The sequence below is a fragment of the Methylomonas sp. MgM2 genome (genome assembly GCF_054172045.1).
Map to the genome: position 1 here is coordinate 25,368 of NZ_JBSYXO010000010.1, position 11,972 is coordinate 37,339.

The 11,972-nt window shown below is 48.7% G+C and carries 14 protein-coding genes; 5 read left to right on the forward strand and 9 right to left on the reverse strand.

Going from position 1 to position 11,972, the window contains the following annotated elements:
* Positions 1-38: 38 nt before the first annotated feature.
* A complete protein-coding gene (gene nikR, locus ACW73I_RS09630) occupies positions 39-491 on the reverse strand; it encodes a nickel-responsive transcriptional regulator NikR (RefSeq protein ID WP_458029069.1) in 453 nt (150 codons plus the stop codon).
* A gap of 131 nt (positions 492-622) precedes the next feature.
* On the opposite strand from nikR, the gene ACW73I_RS09635 reads away from it, so the two are divergent.
* The 5 genes from ACW73I_RS09635 to ACW73I_RS09655 all read left to right on the forward strand — a co-directional run bounded on the left by ACW73I_RS09635 (position 623) and on the right by ACW73I_RS09655 (position 3,212).
* Positions 623-1,201 (forward strand): hypothetical protein, encoded by a 579-nt coding sequence (locus ACW73I_RS09635; RefSeq protein WP_458029070.1) that lies wholly within the window; start codon positions 623-625, stop codon positions 1,199-1,201.
* A 13-nt stretch (positions 1,202-1,214) separates the two neighbouring features.
* Complete coding sequence (locus ACW73I_RS09640) at positions 1,215-1,619, forward strand: hypothetical protein (protein ID WP_458029071.1); 405 nt, start codon at positions 1,215-1,217, stop codon at positions 1,617-1,619.
* 9 nt (positions 1,620-1,628) lie between these two features.
* On the forward strand, positions 1,629-2,024 hold the full coding sequence (locus tag ACW73I_RS09645) for a copper resistance CopC family protein (RefSeq protein ID WP_458029072.1): 396 nt from the start codon (positions 1,629-1,631) through the stop codon (positions 2,022-2,024).
* A complete protein-coding gene (locus ACW73I_RS09650) occupies positions 2,021-2,644 on the forward strand; it encodes a hypothetical protein (protein WP_458029073.1) in 624 nt (207 codons plus the stop codon). The genes ACW73I_RS09645 and ACW73I_RS09650 overlap by 4 nt, the downstream gene beginning before the upstream one ends.
* Before the next feature lie 97 nt (positions 2,645-2,741).
* Positions 2,742-3,212 carry a hypothetical protein gene (locus tag ACW73I_RS09655; protein WP_458029075.1) on the forward strand — a complete coding sequence of 157 codons (471 nt, stop codon included), beginning with the start codon at positions 2,742-2,744 and terminating at the stop codon, positions 3,210-3,212.
* Between the two features lie 214 nt (positions 3,213-3,426).
* Here ACW73I_RS09655 and ACW73I_RS09660 read toward each other — a convergent pair whose 3' ends face one another.
* The 8 genes from ACW73I_RS09660 to ACW73I_RS09695 all read right to left on the reverse strand — a co-directional run bounded on the left by ACW73I_RS09660 (position 3,427) and on the right by ACW73I_RS09695 (position 11,963).
* The gene (locus tag ACW73I_RS09660) at positions 3,427-3,795 is read right to left on the reverse strand and encodes a hypothetical protein (RefSeq protein WP_458029076.1); all 369 of its coding nucleotides are present in this window, start codon (positions 3,793-3,795) and stop codon (positions 3,427-3,429) included.
* A 129-nt stretch (positions 3,796-3,924) separates the two neighbouring features.
* Positions 3,925-4,485 carry a HupE/UreJ family protein gene (locus ACW73I_RS09665; RefSeq protein WP_458029077.1) on the reverse strand — a complete coding sequence of 187 codons (561 nt, stop codon included), beginning with the start codon at positions 4,483-4,485 and terminating at the stop codon, positions 3,925-3,927.
* Between the two features lie 315 nt (positions 4,486-4,800).
* A complete protein-coding gene (locus tag ACW73I_RS09670) occupies positions 4,801-7,044 on the reverse strand; it encodes a TonB-dependent receptor family protein (RefSeq protein ID WP_458029078.1) in 2,244 nt (747 codons plus the stop codon).
* A 367-nt stretch (positions 7,045-7,411) separates the two neighbouring features.
* Positions 7,412-8,737 carry a sensor histidine kinase gene (locus ACW73I_RS09675; RefSeq protein ID WP_458029079.1) on the reverse strand — a complete coding sequence of 442 codons (1,326 nt, stop codon included), beginning with the start codon at positions 8,735-8,737 and terminating at the stop codon, positions 7,412-7,414.
* On the reverse strand, positions 8,734-9,399 hold the full coding sequence (locus ACW73I_RS09680; RefSeq protein ID WP_458029080.1) for a response regulator transcription factor: 666 nt from the start codon (positions 9,397-9,399) through the stop codon (positions 8,734-8,736). The genes ACW73I_RS09675 and ACW73I_RS09680 overlap by 4 nt, the downstream gene beginning before the upstream one ends.
* Before the next feature lie 16 nt (positions 9,400-9,415).
* Positions 9,416-9,847, reverse strand: coding sequence for a hypothetical protein (locus ACW73I_RS09685; RefSeq protein ID WP_458029081.1), 432 nt, complete (start codon positions 9,845-9,847; stop codon positions 9,416-9,418).
* Between the two features lie 337 nt (positions 9,848-10,184).
* On the reverse strand, positions 10,185-11,207 hold the full coding sequence (locus ACW73I_RS09690) for a HupE/UreJ family protein (RefSeq protein ID WP_458029082.1): 1,023 nt from the start codon (positions 11,205-11,207) through the stop codon (positions 10,185-10,187).
* 111 nt (positions 11,208-11,318) lie between these two features.
* Positions 11,319-11,963 carry a hypothetical protein gene (locus ACW73I_RS09695; RefSeq protein WP_458029083.1) on the reverse strand — a complete coding sequence of 215 codons (645 nt, stop codon included), beginning with the start codon at positions 11,961-11,963 and terminating at the stop codon, positions 11,319-11,321.
* Between the last annotated feature and the right edge of the window lie 9 nt (positions 11,964-11,972).

Here is an 11,972-nt window from a genome sequence, read left to right on the forward strand (position 1 = left end):
CTGAGGCCTTATCTTTCTGTTCTCGAAGCAAGTGGAGTTCAAGTAAGCGGATGAAAATGGGTATGACGCGCATGATGATCAGTCGCCGCCATCTGGACCGGTACCAAGTTTACCGACCCGTGGCGCACGCCGGATTCGGCGCAGATTTTTTCGGCAAAACTGCGCACGATCCGGGTTGATCCCCGTAAAAACAAGGTTTCCAGGCAATCTTCATGGTCAAGGTGTACATGCATAGAACAGACAACCAAATCATGCGCATGATGCTGCAAATGCGTCAGACGCTCAGCCAAACTGCGCTCATGATGGTTATAAACGTAAGAAAGGCTGGCCACACAGTGAGCCGCCTCATCTTTATTAAGACGTTCGGTCTCGATTTCCTTGCGCAACAAATCGCGCACGGCTTCGGAGCGATTGACATAGCCCCTCGCCTGAATCCATTTGTCGAAGTCCGCAGCCAGTTCGTCGCTGAGAGAAATAGTAAATCGTTCCAAAGTCGGCTCCTGTAATTATCGTTATGGGAAGAGCGGATTATAACGCAAAGCCCTAAATGGCCCGATTTTGGGCACTCGTCACCCGAGAGCCCCCGTTAAGTTAAAGTTCGTTTATCACATGAGGAAAATCGATGTCTGCTGGAGATTACCTACACGATCATTTCAGTAAGATCACAATCCGTAGCCAAGTGGGTATTGCGGCGGCCTTGTTACTGCTGCTCCCCGCCGCTAATTTTTTCTATCCGACCGATTACAGCCTAAAAGCCGGCGTACATGGCGTCAGTGCGATTTTGGCCATCGTCGCGGGCACTTATTTGACGCATCGCGCCATTCCATTGATCAAGGGTATGCAGGTACATTTGGCGTCCTTGCGCCGCTGGCTGCTGGCCGCCATGCTGTTGAATTTAGCGGGCGCAATCAGCGGAAACTGGATTTATATGCGCTACCGAGGCCAAGATGGCCCGCGGGATTGGATACTCAAAAACGTCCCGAACTTTCATAACGTATTGATGGAATTCAAGGAATTTGTGTCCTTATTCCCGTTCCCGTTAATGTTGGCGGCCACATTCGTATTGTATTACTACGGGCTGCAGCAGCAGCTGCGTCGTGACATCGCGCGCTTTGTCGGCATCACGATATTAATTTCCTGGAGTTTTTTGATGCTGGGTTTCGTTGCCGGTTTGGTCTTGGCCAAATTACGTTTCGTTTAACAGGAAATTTGCCATGCAAGAAGATTTAGACAAACAAACCGTTTATTCCGGCCCGGTAGTCGCCGCCAGCCTGTCGATCCTGCTAGCCTTTGCGGCGCTGATGATCAGCCACCACATTTCACGATTGACGCCAAGCCTAGACAAACTAGTACATTCATACGGTTATTGGATACCGGGCTCGACCGGCAAAGGCCCGGACGGTAGCATCGGCTCCTATTCCGGCAAAGAAACCCTAGCGATCATGGTTTGGTTGAGTAGTTGGCTGGTTTTTCACATGCTTTGGCGACGCCAGGATTTTCCGCTAAATGCGTGGGCTCGCATATTCGTGATCGGTCTAATTCTAATTACGGTGGGTTTCTTTCACCCTTTGGCCGATCCCATCGTATTGTTCATCGCCGAATTTTTTGGCTTACCTTAAAGACTTTCAATGAAGAAGATAATATTGAAATATTTTCCGCTGATATGCGTACTTTTATCTATCGGTACTGCGCATGCCGAAGGCATACTGATCAAGTCCTACCCTAAAAACAACACCGAAATCGCCGATTTCGACGGCACCATCAAATTCTGGTTCAGCGGCAATGTCGGCGAACGTTCACCGGCGGTAGTGGTCGTGAACAATACCGGCAAAAGAGTCGACAATAGCGACGCCCGCCTGGTACTTGGCGAGCGGCATCGTCTGACCGCCACGACGCAACCATTGAAGCCCGGCCCCTATGCGGCCCGCTACCGCGTCATCACCGAAGACGGCCTGATCGTCAGCGGCGTACTGAAATTTTCCATCACCGATTCGCCTGCAACCATCAAGAAGGAGGCGCCATGAGAACATTTTGCTCCCAGTTGATTTTCATCCTTATGCTTTGCACCTTCGGTCAAGCCGAAGCATCCGTACCCTTAGGCGGCAATAGGAAGGGCGCGGGCGGCAGTTACGATATGTACGGCTGCATGCTGACTAACGATTATTACGCGGTCAATTTTGCCGCCTACCAAATCGATCCCAACCAAGCTCAAGACGGAAAACAGCCGTTACCTGAGGCGGAGTGCGTAGACATGCCTATTGCCGGAAAAACCCAAATCAGCATTGATTTGTTGGACTTGGACGTGCGCAAGAAACCGGTAGCATTGAAAATTCTGCGCGAAGACGGGCAAACCGTCGCCGAACTGCCGATGGCGGTTGCCAAACAGGGCGTGCTGTCAACCTCGGTAGATTTTAAAACGCCGGGAAAATACAAAGCCGTTTTGTATGTCGACGATACCGACTTGCATATGCCTTTGGAGATCAGCGCTCTGCATATTCCGTTGACGGTAGGTATAGCGTCAGAACAGTCTGAAGGCGGCAGCGGAGGTTTATTGATCCTGTTTGCCCTTACCGGCGCCGTTATTGCCATTTCGGCCTACTATGTGCCGCGCCTGCTGAAGCCTAACCGGGTAGAAACAGCTTAACGATCATGAAGCTGCCGGCGTCATTCGGGAACATGAAGGCAACCGTCTATCGGCACACATAGTCACTGCTTTTCCAGCCAAACCAAGAGAATCGACCATGAAATCATCTTTATTGATCCTGAGCGTAGCGGCCATCATCGGGCTGCCCGCTTGCGCCAATCGCCATCATGAGCATGAGCATGAGCACAGCCATTTTACGCCCGGACTCGGTGAGATCATGGCGCAAACCGCAACACGCCATGCCAAACTATGGTTTGCAGGCCAGGCGCAAAACTGGGATTTGGCTGCATACGAAGTGGACGAACTGAAAGAAGGTTTCGAAGATGCGGGCAAATACCACCCGACGCACAAGCACATCGTTCAACCTATTCCCGATTTGATTGCCAATACCATGGATCAACCGCTGGCAGACGTCGAACTAGCCGTCAAAAACAAAGATAGGCAAGCGTTCATCGAAAATTACGACAAGCTGACCGCAGCCTGTAACGTATGCCACCAAGGTACGGATTTCGGCTTTAACGTGGTCACCCGTCCTGCTTTCAACCCCTTTGCGAATCAAGCATTCTGAACCAGCAACTGAAAGTCTTGCCGCAATCAACAGCTTATTAACTTTATGCATGCACCTAAATAATACGGCTGTTTAAAGCCGAATTCTGGATGACATAAAAAAGGGCGGTAATAACCGCCCTTTCCTATTGCATACAAGCCCGAATCTGATTATCTAGAATTGGCCCGATCAATCCCGGGCACGTACTCCAGAATTGTCTAGGCTTCGTTATTCGTTAAATAAACTTCATCAATCCGGCAAAACCCTCTTTAGCGGCTTTCAGCTCTTCCTCAGCCTTTGAAAAATCCGATTTTTTGGCCGCATTTCTGGCATTTTTCAATCTTCCCATGACTTTGTCGCGTTCGAACTCAAATTTGTAGTTCGCGCTAAGTTCGCTGGCATTTTCGTTAGCTTCCTTGATCAATCCGGCGACTTCGTCAGCATTGCCATTTGGAATCGCATCCAAAGCTGCCTGAATTTTGGCATCGACTTCTTTCAGAACTTCCGGCACAGATTTTTTTACTTCTTTTGCAAAGGTTGCCCCGGAAAGACCGAGCAATGCAAAAAATAGAGTGAAAGCTACAAAAAGTTTTCTTAGTGACATATCTTTGAATCCCTAAAGTTATTAAGTAATTGAATTGAAAAAATAGTTTTAGAATGAAATGTATGACTTACGACGTGAGCCGATCCTTTGCTCTTGCACGTGAGTCGGACATATTAAGGCCATGCCAAGTCAACGCTCTATCAACTTGCCGAAAAAAGATTTTACCGCCAGGCGATTTAACGCTACCCCTACTGCGATTCCAACCAGAATCAATACCATAGTCGTCAACGAAAAACCTAAAGTATATGTAACCGTATCGAAATCAAGCCACATATCGTAGGCGTGTACATAACCATGGAGCACTGCAACACTAGTGAAAAGCGGAATAGCAAAATACCCGGGAATCTTACGCACACGAATTAAGGTCATAACTAATGTCAATACTGCAAGATGCATAAGAGGCTCGGCATACACTATTTCGATGAGTACCAAGGTCATTCCGCAACCGAAGAGCATCAAAACCGCAAATGCCAAAGGCATGAAAATATGCCACGGTCTACCGATTCGAGAAACCCATAAACCAGTCGCCAGCATGATTATGAGATGGTCCACGCCTGTAAGCGGATGAATCAAGCCGCCAATAAAACCAATCGATTCGCTCGCCCAGTGAAACGGGTGTGCTGTTACGGCTAAAGGCTGCAAAAGTGCAGCTAATGCGAACGCTTGAAAATATCTTGCCTTGCCTTTCATCACTATCTCCTTAAAGTATTATCAAGTTGATTGGAAACTCGGCTTTGTGGCCACCATATTCAAGAATATGCCCCAAGTGCGACCGGCAAATCATTCCTTGAAGCCAATACACCGTAATTGATAGCGCTGAAAGAGGCGTAGTTTGATAAACCATCCCCCTTTCAGGCCACCGGCGTGCATTATTTCACTGCCGTCGCCAAACTGAGAGTTAGCGTAATTAGGCTTAGCGCCGGCCAATAATGCATTTCCATTCTAGCAGAAATATGAACCTTTTTTCATTTTTCATACTATTCAGGCAAAAAAATTTCGCCAATGCTAAAACGCATACTTGAAACCGGCCTGCACCAAACGCGGCATGCCCGGCTGAATGCCTCGCACCCGATCGACAATATAGGTGTTATCCAACATGTTTTTCATCGCAAAATACACGTTCAAGTCACGAGTCACGTTATAAGATGTCGCAAAGTTAAGCACTACATAGTCGTTGATTTTACCGTATTGACCGGAACGAGCCTCGGCACTACCCGCACCGTTAGGGTGGTCGGCACCGGTTTCAAGATTCATGAAATCGGCAAATTGTTCGTCGGTGAATACCGCCTCTAGATGAGCATCAAAACCGCTAGGATGTGAATAGCCTAATTTAGCCGTCAGCAAATTCTCCGGTGCGTACGGCGCACGCTTACCCGGAGATGAGCCGTACACATTACCGCCGGGACACATAGCCGACATGGTTCCATCGGCTTGCGGCAAACAGTGGAACGCAGAAAGGGTCTCCGCCGTCGGCAACCAGGTATAAGCGATTTGAACATAAGGATTGTGTATCCAATTAAACACATCCGCGCCATCAACTCGAGTCATCAGCTCGATGCCTTCATACAGCGCCTGCCCCTGCGCAACGGGCGTATCGTTACCACCCACCGTACCCAGTACCGTCAGAGCGTCAAAGTCGTTATGAAAATACGTCAACTCGGTCGTAATGCCGGACATAGGCCTCGCCTTGACGCCGAATTCGACATTCCAGCTAAGTTCCGGACCAATTTCGACCGGTCCTCCACTGACGTTATAAACACTGTCTTCGACCCGCGGCGGAGCGAAACCGCGGTGAATACCGAAAAACAAAGTCGCTTCATTAATCGGCGTATAGGTCATCGCAAAAGACGGCAAGATTTCCGTCATGTCATTTTGACCATCAGCACCGTTCAGTAAATTTTTGCGCTGGTAACTAATCGATTCGACTCTTACTCCGGGAGTAAAGGTCCAATCGTCCCATATGAATTTGTTTTGCAAGAAACCCGAATAGGCATCGGCAAACCGCTCGTTATATTCGATCAATGTGCCGTCGCGGGCGGTCGGCGAATCACCGTTTACCGTGCGCCGGTACTGACTCTCGAAATGCGCTCGAAAGCCTGCATCCAACTGACTCTCAATGCCGAATAAATCATGCTTGGCATGCAATACCGGTGTAATGCCCCAGGTTTCATACTGGCGCAAACGGCCGACATCGTAATTGCAGGTATCCATATCGACCGGAATGCCGTTCAGCCGGTTTTGCACATAAGCCTCGCCGCATTGACTCTCGGTCGGAAACTGATTCTGCTGCCGCCACCAATCGCGGTTAAACGTTGACCAATAAAAACTGGTTTCCAAAGTCACGTCATTATTGAAACTATGCTCGTAGGTCGCCGAGGCGGACCAGTGGCTGGTTATAAAGCTGGCATTCTTATCCGGGTTGTACTGCGGTCCTAAATTACGGTATTCCGCATCGGTCATGCCGAAGGTCGCCCCCTGTTCATCCTGATGATAATAGTCTCCTCGCAAGATCAAACGGTTAAGCGCATCGAATTCGATGATGCTTTTCAGGTTTGCATCGTCGATCACGGCAAAGGTATTGTCGCGATTTTCCATGCCTTCCTTGTGTAAATAATCGATCACACCGCCGACAGCATCAATACCCTTCACCTCATCCAACATGCCGCCGTAGCGCACATGTCCGTTCAGATAATCGCGGTTACCCCCGGTAAAACTCATAAAACCGCCGGGCTCTCTCGGTACTTTTGGCGTCAAATAGTTGATCGCCCCACTAATGGTTTGCGGACCGAATTGGGTCAAATCCGCGCCTTTATAGATTTCGACGCTATCATAGCGATCGATTGGCGGATGATAGTAAATATCGTTGTCGCCGTAGGGCGCAAAATTGAATGGCAAGCCGTCTTCTAAAAATAAGACTTTGGTAGAGCGAAACGGATTTTGCCCTCGTATTCCGATGTTAGGCCTTAAGCCCAAACCCTCTTCATCTCTAACATATATGCCCGGCGCTTTACGCAAAGCTTCATTAACGGTAAAGACACGGTCACGTTCAAGCGTTTCTTTATCAATCACGGAGGTCGAACCGGAAAAGATTTCGGCCTTCTCCACGCTTTCATCGACCTGTACCGCCGACAGTTGATTGACATTAGTTAACTCTGTATCCGTTTTATCGCTTGCTTCGGTTTGTTCGCCGGCTACGGCAGCATAAGCCATCAGATACAACACGGGAAATAAGCCGTTTGGTTTTATCATATTTATCCCTCTTAACATTCGGCCGTGCGGCCGCTGAACACAAAGTGTTTAACCACACCTAGAGGACGACGTAAGAGACGATTGATGTTGGGCTAGCCTCCTCTCCGCATCATATGCCCGGTCGGATATCCATATAGGCCATGTAGAAAATATACCGCTCACGCCCCCCTTCATCGGCAAATATCGAAAGTCTCGGCTGAAGCGGGTGGTTATGGCAGATTAATGAAGCAAGTTAAATTTAAGCTGAAAAACAAGTAAATTATCTTTGGACCGATGCTAAGGCCGATTTAAAGTTTGTTGTCACCCTGTATGAATCAGGCACAAAATAAATTAACCGCATGCTCGGCGACAACATGCTTTCCGAAGCTTATGAATATAAAGGCAAACGCACTTTGACCATAAAACCGCCCAGTTCTGTGCTGCGACACACCCGCAAATCGCCCTTATAAAAGTTGACGATGTCGGATACGATGGCCAAACCCAAACCGTGGCCTTGCACGGATTCATCCAGCCGCAAGCCCCGTTGCGTCAATGTTTGAGCGTCAAGTTTGCTGCAGCCGGGCCCGTCATCCGCGACTTCGATAGTCAAGGTATCGGACAAACCTATATCAATGCGGATTCGATGCTTGGCCCATTTGCAAGCGTTATCCAGCAAATTTCCAATCATCTCTAACATGTCTTCCCGGTCGAGATGTACCGTTGAGTCGGGCGCAACGAATTTGATACTCAAATGTTTTTCGGCATGCAGATTGTTCATCAACAGCGTTAGATCGGTCATTTCCCTATAAGGATTAAAACTCATGATCGCTTGCTGGTTGCCGCAGATGCGGGCTCGTTTCAACTCCCTGTCGATGCAGCAATAAAGAGCGTCGCTCTGCGCGTGTAGTTGCTGTCGTAATTCGGGACATTGATCGAATGCTGAATGTTCGGCTACCTTGAATAACATCGCGATCGGCGTTTTCAGGGCATGCGCCAAGTTGCCCATAGCGGTACGGGATTGCTGCAAACGCCGTTCGACCAATGCCAACAAGCGGTTGATTTCCTTAACCAAAGGCCTGATTTCGACCGGCACGTCCCCAACGATTTGCCGTTGATTCCCTGAAGCAACGAGCTCGAGTTCTCGACCGACCGCCAATACGGGTTTCAAAGCGCGCTTCACATCCCAACGCTGCAATGCGATGGCGCTCGCTAATATCAACAGCGTCACACTCAAATACGCCAAACGTATGGTAGTGATGTCGTGATCGACCGCCGACAAATCTTCGGCCACACTAATGTTGATCCTATGCCCAAATTTCACCGTCCCCATGCCGAATACTAACAACGGACGATTTTCAGGGCCATCGAGATGATAAAGCTTGGATTGATTCGGACCCAAAGGCGCTACATTCAAAGAGTTACCGCGTAGAGATGGGGAAGGATAGATTCGGGCATCCACCTTCACCAGATAGAAATGCCCGGACATAGGCTTGTTATAGACTGAACTGATGTGGAAGCTGTTGAATCGAACGCTGTCATCGTCATTACCGGCCAAAGTTTCCGTCAATGAATAAGCGTCGTCGACCAGGCGGGTCGCCATTTGCTTTTCGGCAACAGAGCGTATCACCCAATCGGCCGCCAACCAATGCATGACAAAGATAGCGCTCAATACCGTAATCAAACCGCGTTCCAAGCGTTTGCGTAACGACATCATGGTTTCGGTCCGAAAACATACCCTTGACCACGACGCGTTTGAATCATGTCCGTACCGACGATACGGCGCAACCGGTTAACATAGACTTCGATGACATTGCTGTCGGTATCGCGCGGGTCGTCATAAACCCGCTCAAGCAAATGCGATTTACTTAGAAGCCTGCCGGAATACAGCATAAAATAACGTAGCAATCTGAATTCAACGGCCGTCAGCGCCACCGGCTGTTTACCGGCAACCGTCACGCTTTGTCGCTCTTCATCAAGTGTCACACCCTCAATGCTAAGCGCCGCCTGATTGCGTTGATTGGTGCGTTTCAACACGGCCTGCAAACGTGCCACAAGTTCCGGCAAATGAAACGGCTTACTCAAATAATCATCGGCACCCGCTTTAAAACCATCGACCTTTTCGTGCCAGGCGTCGCGCGCCGTCAATACGATCACCGGAACACTATTATTGGCATCCCGCCAACTTTTCAGCACTTCGAGCCCGGGCATTTTGGGTAAGCCCAAATCCAAAATTGCAGCGTCATAATTTTCGGTCGCCCCCAAAAATTCGCCGCGTTCGCCGTCCATTGCTTTCTCAACCGCATACCCTGCCGCTTCCAACCCTATTTTCAAAACTCGCGACAAAGCCGGGTCGTCTTCAATCAATAATATTTTCATGCACTTGTTCTGACTATTACATGGAGTGCAATTTATAGTCGACCCGCGGATAGCCTTTTTTGTCGCGAGTATCGATTGCCGTGAGGTCTTGCAATTTGCGGCGCTCGATTTGCTGGCTCAGCATTTCTTCCCAATTATCATAAGCGGCATATTCCTTGATACCTGCGGCTTTCTGCTTGGCGAAATCCGCTTTTGCCAATGCAATCAAATCTTGGGCCGACTTACGATCTATGGCTTGCAAAAATTCCTCGTCGTTTTTGAATTGCTTGCGTAATGCCCAATAGGCCACTTCGAACTCGACGCGCAAGTCGTCAGATAAATGCTCTTTGATAAAATTGACTGATTTATTTGCCGTTTTTAGACTGTGACCGTTGATTTCGCCAGCACTGCCACAGGCAGCGGTCAACACCAGACAAACCAAACCGAAACTATTCACCCTGCTCTTCATATTTCCACCCTTCTTGTATAAACATTAAAAATTGATACCGCATATTCGGCATGACGATCGAATTCGCTTCGATTAACGAAGCTGCGCCAACTTTGTATGAATATTAATTAATTAATCTTAAAAAATATTATTTTATTTTTTTTATTCATACAAGCATTCGCTGACCTATCTTCAGCAAAAGTCGTGGGGGGGAGTTGCCGGCGGCCGATTTACAGAATCCTAACAAGTTGAATTTGTTAGTGATTTTTTGTATTTCGCAAACGAAGCGAGATTAAAAAGCGTAGGACAGATCAGAAAACCGGCTGCGAGCAGTTCAACAGCCGGTCAAGAAGTTTTTCTACAATACAGTGCGCTGTAGGAACCAATAAGCGCCCATCAGACAAATCATCGCCGAACAGGCTTTCAGGAATTTATCGGAAAACGCCGGTTTATTGTTTAACCGCCAAATCATGGGCAGGACGATAGCCGCCACCGCGATTTGACCGGTTTCGATACCGAGATTGAAGGACAACAAAGGCAATAAGATACCGGTTCCGCCACTTGAAATATCCATCTCCTGTAACACGCTGGCGAAACCGAAGCCGTGCACCAAACCAAAGCCGAAAGTCAGCCAGTGCCTGCCTTTCGGATGATCTCCACGGATCAAGTTTTCCACCGCGACATAGACGATGGTCGCGGCGATGAACGGTTCGACAAAACTGCCGGGCAACTCCACGACATTCAATCCGGCCAACGCCAAGGTGATCGAATGGGCTATCGTAAAAAAAGTGATGATCTTAATCGCCGGCCAAAAACTATGGGTCACCGCCAACAAGGCAAACAAGAACAGCAAATGATCGTAACCGGTGACGATGTGTTCGACGCCTAGTTTAAAAAAGTCGACAAAGGCCGAAAACCAAGAACTGCCGCTGACCTGTTGTTCTCCTTCGACCATGGTAAAATCAAGTTCCACCTGATCGTTGGCCTTATTCAGCATTTTTTCCAACAGGGTTTTGCCGTCGGCGTTTCTAATCTTCAAGAATTGCTGATGACCATCCGGCAGCAATGCCAGAAACTTGGACTGTACTAGCATATGCTGGTGCGGCACTGGCTGAAACAGAAACTTCACATGGGCATTGTTTTGATCGTCATAATCGACTTTGCCCGGTTCCAAAGGCGCCGCGTCAACACCGTCGACATTAACACGCAACTGCTCGGCCAACAGCTTCGCAATAGCCGGTTTTGCCGCCTCGCGTTCCGCGTCGCTAACTTCGGCGTCAAGATCGCTATCCATAGGGGCGAAGGCTTCGATGTCCTGCAGGGCGAAGGTGATTTTCGCGGCGATCAGCTCATCGCCAATCAACATATCGATTGAGCTCAAGCCCGGAGGATGTGCTGCGACCCAATGCGACTGCAGCAATAGTCCACAAATTAAAAAATATTTTGCGAAAATAGATAAAAACTTCATTCCCTTAGATATATTCATGCTTGATCAGTCCCGGCCGGAATTTGATTTTCGTTTGAATCTATAAATCAAAAAGCCCAACACAGCGATCAACAACACAGCCAACCCAATGACGGCAAACATCGGCAACATGGAACCGTCCGGTTCTACGCCCACGTCCAGCGGTACACGGAAACGATCGTCTTCTTCGACGGCGTCGCCAATCAGCAAATAAAGCACATAGTCGCCTTTTTTATCGATCTCGGCCTGAGCCTCGACCGCGCCGCGCGGATAAAACTTGCTTGGAATTTCGGTAATCGTACGGATCTCGCGTATATCATCCGGAAAGGGCTGCCCGGTTTTTTCCACTTCCACCAGGCGGATGCCGATGGGTATGGTACGGATGTCGCGATCGATCAAGTCTGCGGTAAAAAACATTTTACCGGCACGAGGTATTTGCTGACAGAACGGTACAAAAGCCGCTTTGTCTTTAGCAGACTCGCCTTTCTCCGGCTGTATATACGCGCTGAAATGCACCGCGTAAAAGTCGTTGGCGATAATGCAATCCAATTCCGGCCGATTGCCCAGCGCATTGGACTGTTTCTCGCCCCAGCCGAATTGTTCGCAGCCGCTAAGAAAAAAACAAACCAGTAAACTGGATACGAAAAAGAAAGAAATTCGTTGTATGTTCATGGAAATATT

What these genes read in the sequence shown, in the direction of transcription:
- ACW73I_RS09655 (WP_458029075.1), top strand. Translation starts at nt 2,742, where the DNA reads ATGAAATCATCTTTATTGATCCTGAGCGTAGCGGCCATCATCGGGCTG.
- ACW73I_RS09695 (WP_458029083.1), bottom strand. Translation starts at nt 11,963, where the DNA reads ATGAACATACAACGAATTTCTTTCTTTTTCGTATCCAGTTTACTGGTT.
- ACW73I_RS09675 (WP_458029079.1), bottom strand. Translation starts at nt 8,737, where the DNA reads ATGATGTCGTTACGCAAACGCTTGGAACGCGGTTTGATTACGGTATTG.
- ACW73I_RS09680 (WP_458029080.1), bottom strand. Translation starts at nt 9,399, where the DNA reads ATGAAAATATTATTGATTGAAGACGACCCGGCTTTGTCGCGAGTTTTG.
- ACW73I_RS09640 (WP_458029071.1), top strand. Translation starts at nt 1,215, where the DNA reads ATGCAAGAAGATTTAGACAAACAAACCGTTTATTCCGGCCCGGTAGTC.
- ACW73I_RS09635 (WP_458029070.1), top strand. Translation starts at nt 623, where the DNA reads ATGTCTGCTGGAGATTACCTACACGATCATTTCAGTAAGATCACAATC.
- ACW73I_RS09670 (WP_458029078.1), bottom strand. Translation starts at nt 7,044, where the DNA reads ATGATAAAACCAAACGGCTTATTTCCCGTGTTGTATCTGATGGCTTAT.
- ACW73I_RS09685 (WP_458029081.1), bottom strand. Translation starts at nt 9,847, where the DNA reads ATGAAGAGCAGGGTGAATAGTTTCGGTTTGGTTTGTCTGGTGTTGACC.
- ACW73I_RS09645 (WP_458029072.1), top strand. Translation starts at nt 1,629, where the DNA reads ATGAAGAAGATAATATTGAAATATTTTCCGCTGATATGCGTACTTTTA.
- ACW73I_RS09665 (WP_458029077.1), bottom strand. Translation starts at nt 4,485, where the DNA reads ATGAAAGGCAAGGCAAGATATTTTCAAGCGTTCGCATTAGCTGCACTT.
- ACW73I_RS09660 (WP_458029076.1), bottom strand. Translation starts at nt 3,795, where the DNA reads ATGTCACTAAGAAAACTTTTTGTAGCTTTCACTCTATTTTTTGCATTG.
- ACW73I_RS09650 (WP_458029073.1), top strand. Translation starts at nt 2,021, where the DNA reads ATGAGAACATTTTGCTCCCAGTTGATTTTCATCCTTATGCTTTGCACC.